Origin of the sequence: Frankia sp. CgMI4, from assembly GCF_001756285.1 — a bacterium.
In the GTDB taxonomy this organism is placed as follows: Bacteria; Actinomycetota; Actinomycetes; order Frankiales; family Frankiaceae; genus Frankia; species Frankia casuarinae.
On sequence record NZ_MAQZ01000003.1, the window covers coordinates 62,182 to 78,112 of the forward strand.

A 15,931-nucleotide genomic window follows, 5' to 3' on the forward strand; every position below is an offset into this window, starting at 1 on the left:
TGCCGCGGCCCCGTTCGCCGCGGACTCTGCCGCTATCGGCGAACGGGGCCGCCGGCCAGAGCGGTGCCCAGAGCGGTGCGCTGTACCGCAACGGCATGGCGTTGGCGATGAGCGGCGGCCTCTCGTCGTTGGTGGGCAGCCTCTACTGGGTGCTGGCCGCCCGGCAGGCCGACCGGCCGTCGGTCGGCGAGGCCACCGCCCTCATTTCGGCCCTCACCGGTCTGTCCTACCTGTGCCAGCTGGGCCTGGGGGGCGCATTGACCGCCTTCCTGCCGCAGGCGGGGGGCCAGGCGCGCCGCCTGGTCGTCGGCGCCTACGCCGGCGCGGCCGGCCTCAGCCTGCTGGTCGGTTTGAGTTTTGCCTTGCTGGCCGCCCGGATGAGCCCGGCTCTCGCAGTTCTCCAGTCACCCCGGATCGCCCTCTTCTTCGCCATCTCGGTGGCGATCTGGTCGCTGTTCGCACTGCAGGACAACGTCTTCACTGGCCTGCGGAAGGCGGTCGTCGTACCGATCGAGAACACCGCTTACAGCGTCGTCAAGCTCATTCTGCTCGTCACCTTCGGTGGCGGGGTGAGCGGACTGGCATTGTTCACCTCCTGGGTGATGCCCGCGGCGGTAGCCGTCATACCGGCGTCGGTCATGCTGCTGGTGTGGCTGCGACCCGCCGGACGTGCGCCAAGCCCACCCGGGCTGGCCGCGGACTTCCGAAAATACCTGGCCGGCGACTCGCTGGCGGAGCTGGTGTCCCAGCTCAGCACGACGCTCCTGCCGATGATTGTCATCGCCCGGATCGGGGCGACGGAAGGGGCCGCGTTCGGAATCAGTTGGTTGATCATATGCAYGGTCGACGAAATCCCCTGGAGCCTCGGGACCTCGCTCACGGTCGAAGGCRCGCAGCCCGGCGCCGACTCTCGCCGCCTCCAACGGGCGATGCTGCGCCGCATTCTCCCGATTGTTATCGGAATCGTCCTCGCCCTCATCGTCGCCGCGCCGCTTGTACTGGCTCTCTTCGGCCCCTCCTACCGGGCCGACGCGACCACTGTGCTTCGACTGCTGCTGTTGGGCTCGGTCGCCCGCACAGTCGTCATCCTGGAGCTGTGCACGGCCCGCGCGCAGCGGAGGGCCGGGTGGCTCGTGTGTATCGAGGCGCTGCTGGCGGTGCTGGTGCTGCCCAGTCTCTGGCTGCTGGGTGGGAGCCTGGGACTGGCGGGGGTCGGCCTGGCCTGGTTCGGATCACAGACCGCGACCGCGTGTGTGGTGCTCGCCGCGGGTCGAACCGGCGATGACCAGGTCGACTCGCCACCCTACCGCGGCTTCTCCGCCCGCCCACAGGTCAGCACCGGAAAGCGCGCGTCCTGAACATCGAGATCCTTGCGACTGACGTCGCCGACTGCCAGACCCAACAACGCCGAGACACCGGCCAGGACGTTTCCGAAACCCTCCACCGTGGCCTCGATCCCGACTCGGGYGAGTTCGGCGCGAAGACCCGGCGGCGTCCAGCGCCACTTGTCGTCGGCCCCGTCGTCCACGTCAATACGTCCCAGTGCCGGAACCGAGATCAACAGGACGCCGTTCGGTCGAAGCGACCGCCACAGATTCTCCAGACAGCAGCCCGGAGAGGTGTACTGAAGGACCTGAGTGAGAATCACACAGTCGAACTCGGCGGCGGGCAGACTGTCCGCGACATCGAGGTCGACATGAAGATCGGCATGATGGTTCGTCTTATCCCGGTCGATGATCGTAATCCGACCCGGAGTTCCGAACCGCGAGCTGTATTCCGCGTTTTTGACCTCCAGTACATGCCCCCGGATATCGTTGGCATGCCGACTGATCCACTGTTCGATATAGTGCCGGTCGACCGGCAGCCCGCGGTCCCAYCCGTAACGGTCGCTGAACGGCCTGACCCGTTTCATGTTCCCCCACGACACCCGGCGCCCAGGCGCGTTCCGCAGCGTCCAGTACGCYATCTGCCGCACCACTTGCGGCGATCGCCGGTAGTAGCCGAGAGCCCACTCCGGCGGGAATCTCTCCCGCTCGACCGCCGGGTTCCCCGCCCTGGGCCTGTCACGTTGCATCACGTCACGCGTCACAGCCTTTCCGGTCGTCGTCACCGCCAGGCGGCCGTTTGCCGCTCCCGGGCGTAGAGCAACGGTCCGGCGGCGTAGCCGGCGAACTCCCGCAGCAGGGCACCCTTCGGGGCCTGGACCCGCCCGTCGAGCCGCTGGCTCGTCGCATGGCCGATGCGGGCCATCCCACGCAGGCCTCGTGGGATGCGACGTACCACCTCACCCCGGGTCGACCGCTGGAGAAGCAGCTTGGCCAGGAAGGCCGTGAAACCGGAGCCGTAGCCGAACATCTGAGCGAGCAGCGCCGCGTCGTCGGCGCGGTGGTGATGCCAGACGAAGGCGGCTGGTTCGTACGCGATCGCTCGGCCCGCCCGCAACATGCGCACGAAGAGATCGAGGTCCTCGCCGCCCCGGCTCCTGGTGCCCGCTCCCAACGCCTCGTCGAAGCCACCCAGGTCCCGCAGGAACGCGACGTCGAACCCGACATTCGCGCCGGTGCCGACGAAACCTATATAGGGGTACAGCGGACCGTGYCGCTCGTTGTCGGCGAGGTCGAAAAGCACCGGCTCGCAGCGGGTGGACCAGTACGACGCCCGGGCGTCGAAGTAGACTTCGGCCGCGCTCACGATGCTCGCCGTGCAGACGAGTCCCGTGACGCACGCAACGTCCGGCCGGCGCCGGAAACCCCGAACCAGCCCGTCGATCCAGCCGGGGTCAAYCGAGACGTCGTCGTCGGTATAGGCGACGTACACCCCCCGCGCCAGCGCGAGCCCGCGGTTGCGGGCGCGGGAGAGACCCGGGCGTGGTTCGGGGACATAGCGGAATCGTTCGTCGGTGGCCGAAAACGAGTCGACGACCCGCTTCGTGGCGTCGCTCGACGGGGCATTGTCCACGATGAGGAACTCGACGGCCGGATAGGTGACCTCCGTGAGTCGACGCAGGCAGTTGGCCAGGATCTCACTGCGGTCTCTGGTGGCGACGACGACGGAGACGAGATCCGTGGAATCGAGATCGGTGGATTGAACCTTGTTCGGGCAGGCCTCGGTGGCCGCGGCAGGCCTGGTGCGGGCGTCGAGGCGCTCGAGCGGGCGGAGACCCTCGCCGACCAGGTGATCGTTGATGCGCCCGCCGAACTCCGACCAGACCCTGCCGAGCAGCTCATCGACGTCGATGCCGGTGGCCGTCCTGGCGGCCGCCGCGTAGCCGAGCGGCTCACCGTGCAGCAGGGCGAGGACCCGCGCACGTCGCTGACGGTCGCRTGGCGGCACGACCGAGCGCACGACGCCCCCGGCCGACACCTCGAGCTCACAGCACCAGATACCCTCGTCGGCCGCGGCTGGGCCGGCCGGGGACTCCCGATTCCCGTGCAGGTTCATCCGACGCTCCTCGCCTCGTGATCTTCGGCCTCGTGATCTTTGGTGTGTCCGCGGATCGTCCGTTGGACCGGGAGAACTCGACGCAATGCCCCACCCAGTTCCCGCTCGATGTCGGGACGGATGTCGGGACGTCGGTAAACCTGCGATCTGCGCACCGTCTCGACGAGCGCATCAACGCGGGTATGGCGCTCCACCTCGATCCTGGGCAGGGCATAGCGGTCCTGAGCCGTGGGGAAGGCGCGCCGAGTTTGCAGCGCGAACGCCGCGTCGTATCCCGCCTTCTTCACCATCATGCGCACGCGCGCGTCATGTTCCCCGTAGGGATAGGCGAACAGGCGTGGCACGGGCAGCCCGATGGCCGCGAGGTCGCCGCGCGCCGCGGAAAGATCGTCCCACAGGCCGGCCCCACTCATCCTCGTCAACTGCCCGTGAGTGCGGGAGTGCGCCGCCACTTCCCAGCCTTCCTGGTGAAGGGCACGCAGCCGGCTCGCGTCGAGGAGCGGCAGCCTGGCGGYGCCGTTCACCGCATCCCACCTGTTCCAACCGCCGATCTCTTTCGTGACCACGAAAACCGTCGCGGGAATACCAAGTTCCCGAAGGACGGGCACGGCGTGTTCGAACAGACTMGAATAGGCGTCGTCGAAGGTGAGGACCAGCGACTGATGCCGGGCGGGCCGGYCGTCGAGATGATGCAGGAGTTCATCGACCCCGACGAAGGTGAAGCCGGCGCCCAGCAGGGCTGTCAGCTGGGCCCGGAACTGTGGCGGGGGAACCGCATACCTACTCAGCAGGGGATCCGACACGTCCTCTATCGCATGATAGGCAAGGATCCGCAGGCCAACGTCCGGTGCGTGCAGGAGACCGCCGCGCTGGTGGGTTCCCCGCCAGTAGGAGCAGTCGCGTAGTCCCAGGAACATCCATCTGGTGGGCCGGTCCACCTTCCCGGCGCTGACTCTTCCGAGCACGAGACCCGCCGGGACGCGGGACGCCCAGGGCGGTGCCGCCGCCGCGGCCCTGKTGAGGCTTCCTCTGATCGTCTTCCCGCCATGCTGGGCAAAGAGCAGGTCACCGAGACCCGGATGTTTTCGGGAAAGCGCGGCATCGGCCTGCCCGGCCTGCGTCCACTGCCTCAGGTGCGCCTCGGGCGAAACGACGTAACGCTGGTAGGAGACGGCGTCGGCGGCGAATCGAACCCGCGCACCGCTCTGCAGCAGCCGGTAGAGGAAGTCGGTGTCCTCACCGCCGAAGCTGCCGCCGGCGGTAAAACCCGTGTCGAAACCGCCGAGCCTGGCGAAGGTCGACGCCCGCATCGACACCTGCCCGGAGAGCAGGTCCGCGACGGTCAGCCGCCCGTCCGACCGCAGCAGCCTCCGGCGGCGTGCCCGGGCCCACCGGTCGACTCCGTAGGTGAGCACCGTAGGAGGCGAGGCGGGGTGCATCGGGATGTGGCCGACCACGGCGTCGGCGCCGGCGGCGAGAAGCCGCTCATGCTCGACGAGGAGCCGCCGGTCCGCCGCCATGTCGTCGTCGAGAAAGAGGATGAACTCGCCGAGCGCRCCCGCGGCGCCACGGTTTCTCGCTGCGGCCGCGCCCGCGTTCTCCTGCCACAGGATTCGCTTGGAGAACGGCAGAGAGACAGCCTGGAGAGCCTTCTCAGTGCCATCCGTGGAACCGTCGACGACGACGATCAATTCGCAGGGCCACGGCATATCGAGATACCTGAGTTCCGCAATACTCTGCAATACCACGTCTCGGCGGTTGTATGTCGGCATCACAATGCTGAACCGGACCGAACGCCCATTACGGGCGGGCTGCCCCGCCGAATGGTCCGGGATGTCCACGCTCGGTTTCTCACGGTAGCTCATCGCGAATTCCACCGAGCCAACCCGGATGACGCTCGCCCCATGGGCCTGACTCTAGTTCGAGCCGGTCGGTGCGGCGGGACGCGACCCGCGGTCGTGTCGTCCAGGCAGATCAACCTCACGATCGCGTTCCACGAGCGCGGATAACGCTACGCGGCACGCAGCGGCAGAGCCCGGTCCCGGTCACCGGCAACGTACCCGGTCGCTTCCTTCGTTTTCTTCACACCGTTGATGCGAAGTAATCCCATGGCGGGTAGTACCAGGGTTAGTAATCCCAGGGCAAGGTTCCTGGGGATGGTCATGGTGTGTGGGCGATTGCGAACTCCCTCGACCGAGGCGTCGCCTGACCGGGGCGCCGCTACTGGGCACCCAGTAGCGGCGCCGCTACCGCGCATCCGGCCGGCGGGGCTGGTCGCGCAGGCGTTCCAGCGCCCGCCGGTCGCGCTTCGTCGGCCGCCCGGCGCCCCGATCGCGCACGGCCACCACCGGCGGCACCTCGCGCGCGACCGGCGGGCTGCGGTCGACGAAGGACTCCGCGGCAACGGGCGCGCCGACCCGCCTGTGCGGGATCCGGGTGACGACGACGACCCGCTCGTGCCCGGGCTGGCGCACCCGGATCTCGTCGCCGGCCCGCACCGGATGGGCCGGCTTGACCCGCTCGCCGTTGAGGCGGACATGGCCGGCGCGGCAGGCGGCGGTCGCCTGCGATCGCGTCTTGACCAGGCGCACGCACCAGATCCAGGTGTCGATCCGGGCGGTTCCCGCCGGCGACGTCATAGGCGTGGGCGACGTCATAAGTCTGACTGTACGAATCGACCGGCCGACCTGTCGTCGTTCGGGGACGGTCAGGCGGTGACGATCGACCTGCGTGGCGGTAGCAGGGCGCTCGTGACCGCCGCGACCGTGCCGGCGCCGGGACCGGCGTCGGTGAGAGCCGCGACGGAGTCAATGGGGTGGGAAGGCCGTGACGGGCCCGGTGATCGACAGCCGCACGCGGGTGCCGGGTTCGGGAAGCTGGCGCCCCGGCACCCGCGCCGTCACGGTGCGGCCGGACCGGTCGAGCCGGAGCTGGACGGTGGCGTCGTGGCCGAAGTACCGCACCTCGGTGACCCGGCCGACCACCACGTTCCGCTCCTTGTTCCGCTCTTCGTTCCGCTCTTCGTTCTCGTTTCGGTCCTGGCTCTCGTGCTGGTTCTGGTTCTCGTTCTGGTTCTCGTTCTGGTTCTTGTCGCCGTCCGCCGCGGCGAGGAGCCTGATCTGTTCCGGCCGGACGAGCAGGCGCGCCTCGCCCTGGGGAGACCCGGGCCGGACGGCGAGTTCGCCAAGGTCGCAGGAGGCGGTGAGCCCGGTGACGACGGCGGGCATGAACACGGCGGCGCCGACGAAGGCCGCGACGGTCGGGTTGCCGGGTGAGGCGTAGACGCCCTGGGGCGTGCCGGTCTGGGCGATGCGACCGGCGGCCATGACGGCGACCTGGTCGGCCAGTGACAGCGCCTCGTTCTGGTCGTGCGTGACGAGCAGCGCAGTGGTCCGGTTGGCACGCAGCGCTTCGACGACGGCGCGGGCGGTGTTCAGGCGGAGCCCCGCGTCCAGGGAGGAGAACGGCTCGTCGAGCAGCACCAGGGACGGCCGCGGGGCCAGGGCCCGCGCCAGCGCCACGCGCTGCTGCTGGCCGCCGGAGAGCTGATGAGGGAACCGGCGGGCCAGGCTCGCGTCCAGCCCGACGAGGTCGAGCAGCTCGGCGGCCCGCCCGGCGGATCGGCGTTCGGCGCGGGGCAGGCCGAACCCGATGTTGGCCGCGACGTCCACGTGCGGGAACAGGGCACCTTCCTGCGGGACGTACCCGACCCGCCGCCGCTKGGCGGGAACGCTGCGACCGGGGCCGAACACCCGTTCGGCGCCGAAGTCGATCGTCCCGCCGTCCGGGTCGCCGAATCCCGCCACCAGCCGTAGCAGGGTGGTCTTGCCGCAGCCCGACGGCCCGAGCACGGCYGTCACACTGCCGTCGGGCACTCGCAGATCGATCCCGGCGAGGGCTGTCGTGGCGCCGAACCGTTTGGTGACCTGGCTGACACTCAGCGCTGTCACGTGCTTCTCCTAGCAGAACGGGTGAGCAGGAAGGTCGCCGGGGTCGACAGCAGCACCATCAACCCCGCGTAGGGGGCGGCCGCGCCGTAATCGACGTCGCGGACGTTGCTCCAGAACTCGGTCGCCAGGGTGTCGGTGCCGGTGGGTGACAGCAGCAGGGTCGCGGTGAGTTCGGTGACCACAGCGAGGAACACCAGGATGGCGCCGGCGCCGACGCCGGGGGCGATCAGCGGCAGGGTGACCCGCAGCCAGGCCCGCGTCGGGCGCAGGCCCAGGGCGTGTGCGACGTCGTCCAGGACGGGTGGCGCCTGCGCGATCGCGCCCCGTACCGCCACCGTGGCCCGCGGCAGGAACATGATCGCGTAGGCGGCGATCAGGAGGGTGGTGGTCTGGTACACGGCCGGCAGGATGTGCAGCGATACCGTGACGAGAGCGAGCGCCACCACGATGCCCGGCAGCGCGTTGGYCGTGTAGGTGCTGCGTTCAAGCAGCGTCCCGATCCGGCCCGGGTGGCGTACCGCGAGCCACGCCACCGGAAGCGCCAACAGGACGGTGCACAGCGCGCCGGCGAGGCCGAGTCCGGCCGCGGTCGCGGCGGCGGTGGCCAGTTCGACGGCGGGGAAGGCGGCGGAGGCACCCACCAGCAGCCAGCGGACGAGGCTCACCAGCGGCACGCCGAGCGCCAGGCCCACGACCGCGCCGAGCCCGCCGACGGCGGGGGCGGTGAGCCGGCCGAGCCGGGCGGGTTGCGCGGTGCGGCTGGCTCCGGGCCCGAGCCGGGCGTAGCGGTGCCGACCGCGCAGGCTCAGCTCGGTGCCGACCAGGACCGCGCAGTACAGCACCAGGACGCCGGCGAGCATGTTCGCCGCCGGGCCGTTGAACGACGAGCGGTACTGGTCGTAGATGGCCGTGGTGAAGGTGGGGAACCGCAGCATCTGCAGGGCGCCGAACTCGGCGAGCAGGTGCAGGCCGACCAGCAGCGACCCGCCGAGGACGGCCGGGCGCAACTGCGGGAGCACGACCCTGGTGAACGTCCGCCACGGGCCGAGCCCGAGTGACCTGGCGGATTCCTCCAGCGCCGGGTCCAGCCCCCGCAGGGTCGCGCCGACGGGGAGGTAGACCAGCGGGTAGTAGGCGAGTGTCACGATCAGCAGGGCGCCCGGGTATCCCTCGACGTCCGCGGTCAGCGAAACCCAACCGTAGCTGACGACAAACGCGGGCAGTGCCAGCGGAGCGGCGAGCAGCACGTGCCAGACCCGTCGTCCCGGCAGGGCCGTCCGTTCCACCAGCCAGGCGGCGGCCGTGCCCAGGACGGCGCTGGCCGCCATCCCGCCGGTCACGAGCTTGGTGGTGTTGACCAGCAGCTCGCCGACCCTGGGCCGGATCAGCAGCCGCCAGGCCTCCGACCAGCCCACACTGACCGTGTATCCGACGACGAAGAACAGTGGGACGGCCGCGAGCAGCGCGACGAGCACGCAGGCCAGCAGCAGCGGGCGCGGGTACGCCGGGCCGGTGCGTACCCACCATCCCGCCGTCGTGGGCTGGCCGTTCAGAGCAGGCCCGCCCGCTGCATCAGTTCGACGACCTTTGGTCCGTTCAGGGTCGAGATGTCGATGTCGGGCGGATCGAGGGTCGACAGCGGCTTCAGCGCAGGGTTCGTGGGGACCGCGTCGGACACGGCGTACTCCAGGGCACCGCTGTCGACCAGCGCCTTCTGCCCGGCGTCGCTGGTGAGGAAGGCGACCAGCCGCTGCGCCTCGGCCTGCTGGTCGCTGGCCGCGAGGACGCCGGCGCCGGAGACGCTGACGAACGCGCCCGGGTCCCGGTGGCCGAAGAAGTGCAGGTCGACGTTCCTGCTGTCCTTGCCCGACTCCGCCTGGTCCTGGTACCAGTAGTAATGGTAGATCACAGCGGCGGGGACCTCGCCCGCGTTCACGGCGCGCAGCGCGGCGATGTTGTTGTCGTAGATCTTCGCATTGCGTTTCAGCCCGGCGAGCCACTCGGCGGTGGCCCCCTCGCCCTTCACCGCGAGTACGGCGCTGACGATGGCCTGGAAGTCCGCTCCGGCCGCCGCGACACCGACCTTCCCCTTCCACGCCGGTCCCGCCAGGTCCATGATCGACGTGGGCAGCTCGTTCTTGGCGACCTGCCCACGGTTGTAGATGAACACCGTCGACCGGGCCGCGAAACCGACCCAGTTGCCGGTGCTCGGGACGTACTGGTCAGGCACCTGGCCCAAGGTGGCCCGGTCCAGTTTGCTGAAGCGGCCGGCGCGGTCGACCAGCGTCATGGCCGGCGAGTTCTCGGTGACGAAGACGTCCGCCGGCGAGCTGTCGCCTTCCTGGACGATCTGGTTCGCCAGCTCGGGGTCGCCRCCGCGACGCAACTCGACCTTGATGCCGGTCTGCTTGGTGAACGCGTCCACCATCACCCGCATCAGGTCCTGGTGCTGCGCGTTGTAGAGCGTGATCGTCTTCCCGTCGTCCCCCGAGCCGCACGCTGACAGGCCGGCCAGGCAGGTGGCCGTCACCAGCACGACCAAGGTTCTTCCTAACGAACCCATCGGGCTCCTCCAGCTGAACACTCCACCTGAACCCTCCACCTGGACAGACACGTCCGACCGACCTCGAACCCCTAATCGGTGTAGAAGTTAACTCATGCTTACCTTAGCGCCGTAGAATGTGACGAGTGGCACAAGTCGGGAGCGCTGGCGGGCGAACCGCGGAGCGGACGCCTGGCGCCGAGTGGGATCGGCACGCCCGCCGTGAGCCGGCTGAGAAGGCCCATGGCATGGAACGAGACCTTCCACGCGGCGACGCCGACGGTGAGCGAGGCCAGCAGCGCCAGGACCGGATGGTCGTCCTGCAGAAGGGGGAACACCTGCCAGTGGGTCAGGTAGATGTAGAGCGAGCTGCCGGCCAGCGGGCCCGCCAGCCGGCGCAGCGGGCGTGGGCAGCGGACGCTCGTGGTCCAGGCCAGCAGGAGCACGCCGCCGAGCACCACGTGCTCCCGGCGTGCGTCAGCGAAGAACCCGGGGATGGTGAGCGCCGCCGCCGCGGTGAGGGCCAGCCGCTGCCGTACCGTGGTCGCGGYGGCGGTGGCCCATCCCAGCGCGAACAGCCAGAGCACCGCCACCGACGTCTGGGTGTGGCGTGGTCCCGGCGGTAGGGCCACGACGTCGAAGCGGGTGAGCAGACCGGCGGCGAGGACACCGGCGGCGACGGCCCACGGGCGGCGCCGCTGCCAGCGGTCGAACGCCGGCACGCCGAGCAGGGCCGCGAGGACCAGCAGGATCTGGACCAGGGCTTCGACGAACCAGAACTCCCAGGGTGGGCCCGCGCGGTCCGGCCCGAACACGCTGTTGAGCAGCACGATGTTGGCGGGTTCGTGTTCGTCCATGACGAGCACGAGTACGGTGATGAAGACGATGCTCGGCATCGCGAGGTACGCGATGCTGCGGAGCAGCCCGCGGACCCGGTCGCGCCGCGGCGCCGCGGTCAGGTGGAAACGGGCGAAGTTGTAGCCGGCGACGGCGATGAGGAGATGGGCGCCCCCGAGGATGCCGCCGACGGCGTCGAAGGTGTTGGCGTGCGTCCCGACGATCAGCACGATCGCAACCGCCCGGAGCAGCACGCTGGTCTCGATCGAGCTGCCAGAGCCGCCAGCCCGGCGCTTCGGTCGCGTGGCCGGCTTCAGGTCCCGCACGGCCATGGTGTGCCAGCCGGCGGGCAGGTGTCCGAGGGCGTCCTCCAGCCGCAGTGACAGTTCCACGTAGGACAGCGAGTCGCCGCCCAGGCTCACGAAGGTGCTGTCGTCGGTGACATCGTCGCGGTGGAGCAGCTCGGCGAACAGCCGGCGTACGTCGGCTGTTCCGTCCGACGGTCCGTCCCGTCCGGTGGGCGCGGTCGTGCGCGCCGGTCGCGCGTCGCGGGCGATCTCCTGCAGCGCGACCAGATCCGGTTTGCCGGTGGCCAGGCGGGGCAGGGCGGCCAGGCGGTGGACGCGGACGGCGTTCTCCGGCAGCCGGCAGGCCCGCGCGACCAGCCGGCGGACCGAAGGCGTGTCCCGGTCACCCTCGATCATCACGTCAACGGCGTCGTCGCCGGTCACGCAGCAGGCGCTGAGCCCCTGGCCGGCGAGGGTGTCTTCCACGTGTTGCAGGTCGATCCGGATCCCGAAGACCTTGGCGAATCTGGTCTGCCGTCCCACGATCTCGTACAGGCCGTCATCGGTGCGGCGCGCGACGTCCCCGGTGCGCAGCTCGTCGAGCGTCGGACCGAGCGCGAGGTCCGAGGCCGTCCGCGCGTAACCCATCATGACGTTGGGCCCGGAATAGACGAGCTGCCCCAGATCCCCGGTGCTGTCGGTGCTCCCGGTGCGGTCGGCCAGCGGCTCGAGCCGGAACGACCCGCCCGGGACCGGGACTCCGATGGTGTGGGGGTGGGTCGGCGCGAGGTGCGGCGGCAGGCAGGACATCCGCGCCGTGGCCTCGGTCTGGCCGTACATCACGACGAAGTCCCAGCCGTTGCGTCGTCCGAGCTCGGCGTAGCGGGCCACCCGGTCCGGCGCCAGTCGACCGCCGGCCTGCGTGATGTAGCGCAGATGCGGCAGYGACATCGCGTCGAAACCGATCCTGTCGAGCAGGTCGAACGTGTAGGGGACGCCAGCCAGCGAGGTTCCCTGCCCGTCCCGGAAGAGGTTCCAGAAGCAGGCGTCCACGACGGACAGGGACGTCAGGATCAGACCGGCCCCGCACAGGAGGTGACTGTGCACGACCGACAGCCCGTAGCAGTAGTACAGGGGCAGGGTCGTCGCGGCGCGGTCGCCGGGGCGAAGGCCGAGGCACTCGACGATCGACTCGGCATTGGCCTGCAGGTTCGTGTACGACAGCCGGACCAGTTTCGGTGAGCCCGTCGAGCCCGACGTGCTCAGCAGCAGCGCGAGGTCCGGATGAAGGTCGTGCTTCGAGCCCTCCCGCCGCTGCTCGACGCGGGTCCGCGTGCCGGCCGGGCGGATCACCACGTCGGGGTCATAGGACGTGATCAGGGCGTCGGTCGACGCGGCGTTGTCACCCGGCACCAGCAGGACCGCGTGCCCGGCGGACAGCGCCGCCAGGTACAGGACGAGGACGTCGATCGTGTTGACCGCCGCGAGGAGCACCAGCCGCCGCCCGGCGCCGAGCCGACCGGCGGCGGCGTCGACGCGTGCCGCCAGTTCGCGGTAGGACAGCCGGCCCTCAGCCGTGACAACGGCCGTGCGGTCACCGTGCCGTTCAAGGTGGCGGGCGAGGAACACAGTCGAGCTTGCGAGGGACGGGCCTGCCTTGGTCACCCAGCCAATGTACAAGTAAGGAAAGCCTACCCTAAGTCAYACCTCTCACTGCGCCTACGTCATCGACCTGTGACGTTCGGTGCCGCAGCCGCCCATGGATGATCTTGCTGTGTGGCGGTGGCAGTGGCGGCGGCAGCGGTGGTGATGGTGGCCCCCCGCCCCAGGGCGGCACCCACCTGCTGGGAGGAGTTGAGTAACGCYGCGGGCGATATGGCGTCGTCGTCRGTTCGGAATGATGTCCAGCGGATAAGCGTGGTTCGCCGGGTGGCGGGCATCAGCTTGTTGACCTGTGATGTCGAGCGCCAGCTGACGGCAAGGTCCTTGTATCGGTGACCGACGAGGGGAGAATAGGATCGTGAGCGACATAACTGCCTCAGATCGTCGTACACATGAAAGATCCACAAATGTGCCCTGGTTTGGTTTTCTCGCCGTTGGAGCAGCTTTTGCCCTGTTCGCGCTGGCCATTCCGCAGTTCGATCTGACCACGGTATGGTCGATCGCCGTGCTTCTCGGGATCGTCCTGCTCCTCGGTGCGGTGAGTGAGTTGCTGGYGGCGGCGGCGACGGCCCGGGACTGGCGCTGGTCCCATGCGCTGCTCGCGGTGCTGTTCGTGGCCGGCGGGGTGGTGGCGCTGGTCTGGCCGGATCCCACGGTCAAGGCAGTGGGCCGGATCGCGGCCTGGTTCTTTTTGATCAAGGGTCTCTACGACGTCGTCAACTCGTTCGTCGCCCGACGGACTGAGCAGCAGGCCGCGGCCGGGCAGTACGCCACYGCGGCGGAGGGCCGCCCCACCCCGGCCCAGTGGTGGATGCCGCTGATCGTCGGTGCGTTGGAGATCGGGGCGGCGTTCTRGGTGGTGGGTTCCCAGCGGGTCTCGTTGCCGCTGCTGGCCCTGTGGGTGGGCCTCAYGGCCCTGGCGATCGGGCTGACCAAGATTGCCATGGGGTTCCGGCTGCGGGGCGTTTCCCGACCGCCCGCCTCGCTGGAGGGCCTGGCGATTCCCGGCTTCGGCGCCGGCGCGGTGGAAGGCAGGCGGCTGGAGGAGGGGCGCGTCCAACGACCCGTGTCCGGGAACCGTTGACGATCCCGGGTGGTCCCCGGATCCCGGCCCCGGTTTCTTCCCGGCCCATCGGCTTCCGCCACCGCGGTCGGTCTGACCCTGACGCCCCACCGCCCCGACTCGCGTCAGGGCGGTGGGGCGTCAGGGTTGTGCCCCGCGGGAGGCCCCTCGCCGCCTCGGCGCGCGTCGGCATAGCCTCGGCGGCGTGATCCGTGAGTCGCTGCCCGTCCCGTCGTGGGTGATCCGCTTGCATGCGCGTGCGCTCGCGCGGTTGACCGGCGCGACCGAGGCGCGGCGCAGCGTCCGGTTCTTCGCCGACCAGGGCCGGGTCGTCGCGGTCCTCGTCGGGCTGTCCGTTCTCGGTTCGGCCGCCGTCGCCGTCGGGCCGTTCGTCCTGCGCCATCTCATCGACACGTCGTTGCCCACCGGCCAGGTGCGTGACCTCGTCGTCCCCGTTCTGCTGCTGTGCGCGGTGCTGGTGTTCGAGTCGAGCGTGCTTTCGGTGCGCATGGCGCTCATCGCTCGGCTCGGCGGCGTTGTCTCCGTGCGGATCCGTCAGACGGTGAACGCTCACCTGCAGCGCYTGCCCTTCGCCTTCTTTCCCCGCAGCCAGCAGGGGGAGGTGATGACGGTGATGTCCACCGACGTCCTGAACGCCCAGAACGCGATTTCCGCCACCGTGCAGGCGGTGGTCTGCCGGATCGCGGACATCGTCGTCGGCTCGATCGTCGTCTTCGTGCTGGWCTGGCGTCTGAGCCTGGCGGTGATGGTCTTCGCGCCGGCCACGCTGCTGATCGTCCRCTCGGGCCGGCGGCGGCTCGCCGCGCTGTCCATCCGCCAGCGGGAGCTCGACGGTCTGCTCATGGTCCAGGTCGCCGACACCTCGTCGGTCTCCGGGGCGCTGCACGTGCGGCTGTTCGACCGGGTCGACTACGAGCAGACCCGCTTCGACGCGGCGGGCGCCGAGCTGCTCGCCGCCGCCGAGGATCAGGCCCGGCTGATGTCGCGGGTCCGGTTCCTGGTCAACCTCGGGATTATCGCGACGATGAYGGCGGTGCTGGCGCTGGGGGCCTGGCTGGTCTCCAGCGGTCGCATCACGCTCGGGACGGTCGCAGCCCTGGGCGGCGCGTTGCTGGTGGCCTTCGGACCACTGTCGTCCGCTGTCAACCTGCGTGCGGAGCTCGCGGGTGCGGGCGCGTCCTTCCGGCGGATCTTCTCCCTGCTTGACGTCCCGCAGGACGAGGTACGCCTGAGGTTCGAAGGGGCCCGGGCCCCCGCGCTGACCGTCCCCCGCGCACCGCGGTCCGGGACGGAACCGGTGCCGGCCGCCGCTCGCTGGGGAGTCGATGCCGGCCGGGGACTCGATCTGACGTTCGACGACGTATGGTTCTCTTACGATCTTGCCACGGCCGAGGACCGGCCGGACGGCGACTGGCCGGACGACGACCCGACGTGGAACCTGCGCGGGGTGACCCTGAAAGTCGCCGCGGGGACGACGACGGCGATCGTCGGGGCCAGCGGGGCCGGCAAGACGACCATCACCTATCTGGCCAGCGGCATGCACCGGCCGCGGCGCGGCGGCATCCGTCTCGGCGGGGTTCCCCTCGACGACATCCCGCCGGATAGTCTGCACACGATGATCGGCGTCGTCCCTCAGGACCCGCATCTGTTCCATGACACGATCGCGGCGAACCTCCGTTACGGCCGGTTGGACGCAACCGACGACGAGCTGCGTGCCGCCCTGGCGGCCGCCAGCCTCTCCGCCCTGCTCGACCGGCTGCCCGAGGGCCTGGCGACCCGGGTCGGCGCCCGGGGCTACCGGTTGTCCGGTGGTGAGCGGCAGCGGTTGGCCATCGCCCGGGTCCTGCTGCAGTCACCACGGGTGCTGGTGCTGGACGAGGCGACCTCGGCGCTGGACACCGTCTCCGAGGCCGCCGTGCGCACCGCCCTGGACCGGCTCGCGGTGGGGCGGACGTGCCTGGTGATCGCGCACCGGCTGTCCACGGTGATTGACGCCGACCGCATCTACGTGATGGACCACGGCCAGATCGTCGAGGACGGCACGCACAGCGAGCTGCTCGCCGACGGCGGCGCCTACGCCCGCCTCTACCGGCCCACCGTCGTCTGATCGGGTGGGGGCTGTCGGTGG

At 70.0% G+C, this 15,931-nt stretch carries 11 protein-coding genes; 3 read left to right on the plus strand and 8 right to left on the minus strand.

What is annotated here, in order from left to right; translation table 11 throughout:
• Positions 1-107: 107 nt before the first annotated feature.
• On the plus strand, positions 108-1,358 hold the full coding sequence (locus Manayef4_RS01350; RefSeq protein ID WP_175443290.1) for a hypothetical protein: 1,251 nt from the start codon (positions 108-110) through the stop codon (positions 1,356-1,358).
• Here Manayef4_RS01350 and Manayef4_RS01355 read toward each other — a convergent pair.
• From Manayef4_RS01355 to Manayef4_RS01390, 8 genes are all read right to left on the minus strand, one after another.
• Positions 1,304-2,074 (minus strand): class I SAM-dependent methyltransferase, encoded by a 771-nt coding sequence (locus Manayef4_RS01355; RefSeq protein WP_175443291.1) that lies wholly within the window; start codon positions 2,072-2,074, stop codon positions 1,304-1,306. The genes Manayef4_RS01350 and Manayef4_RS01355 overlap by 55 nt on opposite strands.
• 32 nt (positions 2,075-2,106) lie before the next feature.
• Positions 2,107-3,441, minus strand: a complete 1,335-nt coding sequence (locus Manayef4_RS01360) for a glycosyltransferase (RefSeq protein ID WP_070130371.1) — start codon at positions 3,439-3,441, stop codon at positions 2,107-2,109.
• Positions 3,438-5,306, minus strand: coding sequence for a polysaccharide deacetylase family protein (locus Manayef4_RS01365; protein WP_139139952.1), 1,869 nt, complete (start codon positions 5,304-5,306; stop codon positions 3,438-3,440). The genes Manayef4_RS01360 and Manayef4_RS01365 overlap by 4 nt, the downstream gene beginning before the upstream one ends.
• Positions 5,307-5,687: 381 nt before the next feature.
• A complete protein-coding gene (locus Manayef4_RS01370) occupies positions 5,688-6,080 on the minus strand; it encodes an RNA-binding S4 domain-containing protein (RefSeq protein WP_023840909.1) in 393 nt (130 codons plus the stop codon).
• Between the two features lie 168 nt (positions 6,081-6,248).
• Entirely contained in the window at positions 6,249-7,391 is a 1,143-nt protein-coding gene (locus Manayef4_RS01375; RefSeq protein WP_070130373.1) for an ABC transporter ATP-binding protein, read from the minus strand.
• Positions 7,388-8,866 carry an iron ABC transporter permease gene (locus Manayef4_RS01380; protein WP_254665404.1) on the minus strand — a complete coding sequence of 493 codons (1,479 nt, stop codon included), beginning with the start codon at positions 8,864-8,866 and terminating at the stop codon, positions 7,388-7,390. The genes Manayef4_RS01375 and Manayef4_RS01380 overlap by 4 nt, the downstream gene beginning before the upstream one ends.
• A gap of 74 nt (positions 8,867-8,940) precedes the next feature.
• On the minus strand, positions 8,941-9,954 hold the full coding sequence (locus tag Manayef4_RS01385) for an iron ABC transporter substrate-binding protein (protein ID WP_023840907.1): 1,014 nt from the start codon (positions 9,952-9,954) through the stop codon (positions 8,941-8,943).
• Positions 9,955-10,052: 98 nt separating this feature from the next.
• Positions 10,053-12,722, minus strand: a complete 2,670-nt coding sequence (locus Manayef4_RS01390) for an AMP-binding protein (protein WP_070130374.1) — start codon at positions 12,720-12,722, stop codon at positions 10,053-10,055.
• 406 nt (positions 12,723-13,128) lie between these two features.
• Here Manayef4_RS01390 and Manayef4_RS01400 point away from each other — a divergent pair, with 406 nt between their 5' ends.
• On the plus strand, positions 13,129-13,803 hold the full coding sequence (locus Manayef4_RS01400) for a DUF308 domain-containing protein (RefSeq protein ID WP_254665405.1): 675 nt from the start codon (positions 13,129-13,131) through the stop codon (positions 13,801-13,803).
• Between the two features lie 184 nt (positions 13,804-13,987).
• Positions 13,988-15,910 (plus strand): ABC transporter ATP-binding protein, encoded by a 1,923-nt coding sequence (locus Manayef4_RS01405; protein ID WP_254665406.1) that lies wholly within the window; start codon positions 13,988-13,990, stop codon positions 15,908-15,910.
• The last annotated feature ends 21 nt before the right edge of the window (positions 15,911-15,931 follow it).

What these genes read in the sequence shown, in the direction of transcription:
- Manayef4_RS01370 (WP_023840909.1), bottom strand. Translation starts at nt 6,080, where the DNA reads ATGACGTCGCCGGCGGGAACCGCCCGGATCGACACCTGGATCTGGTGC.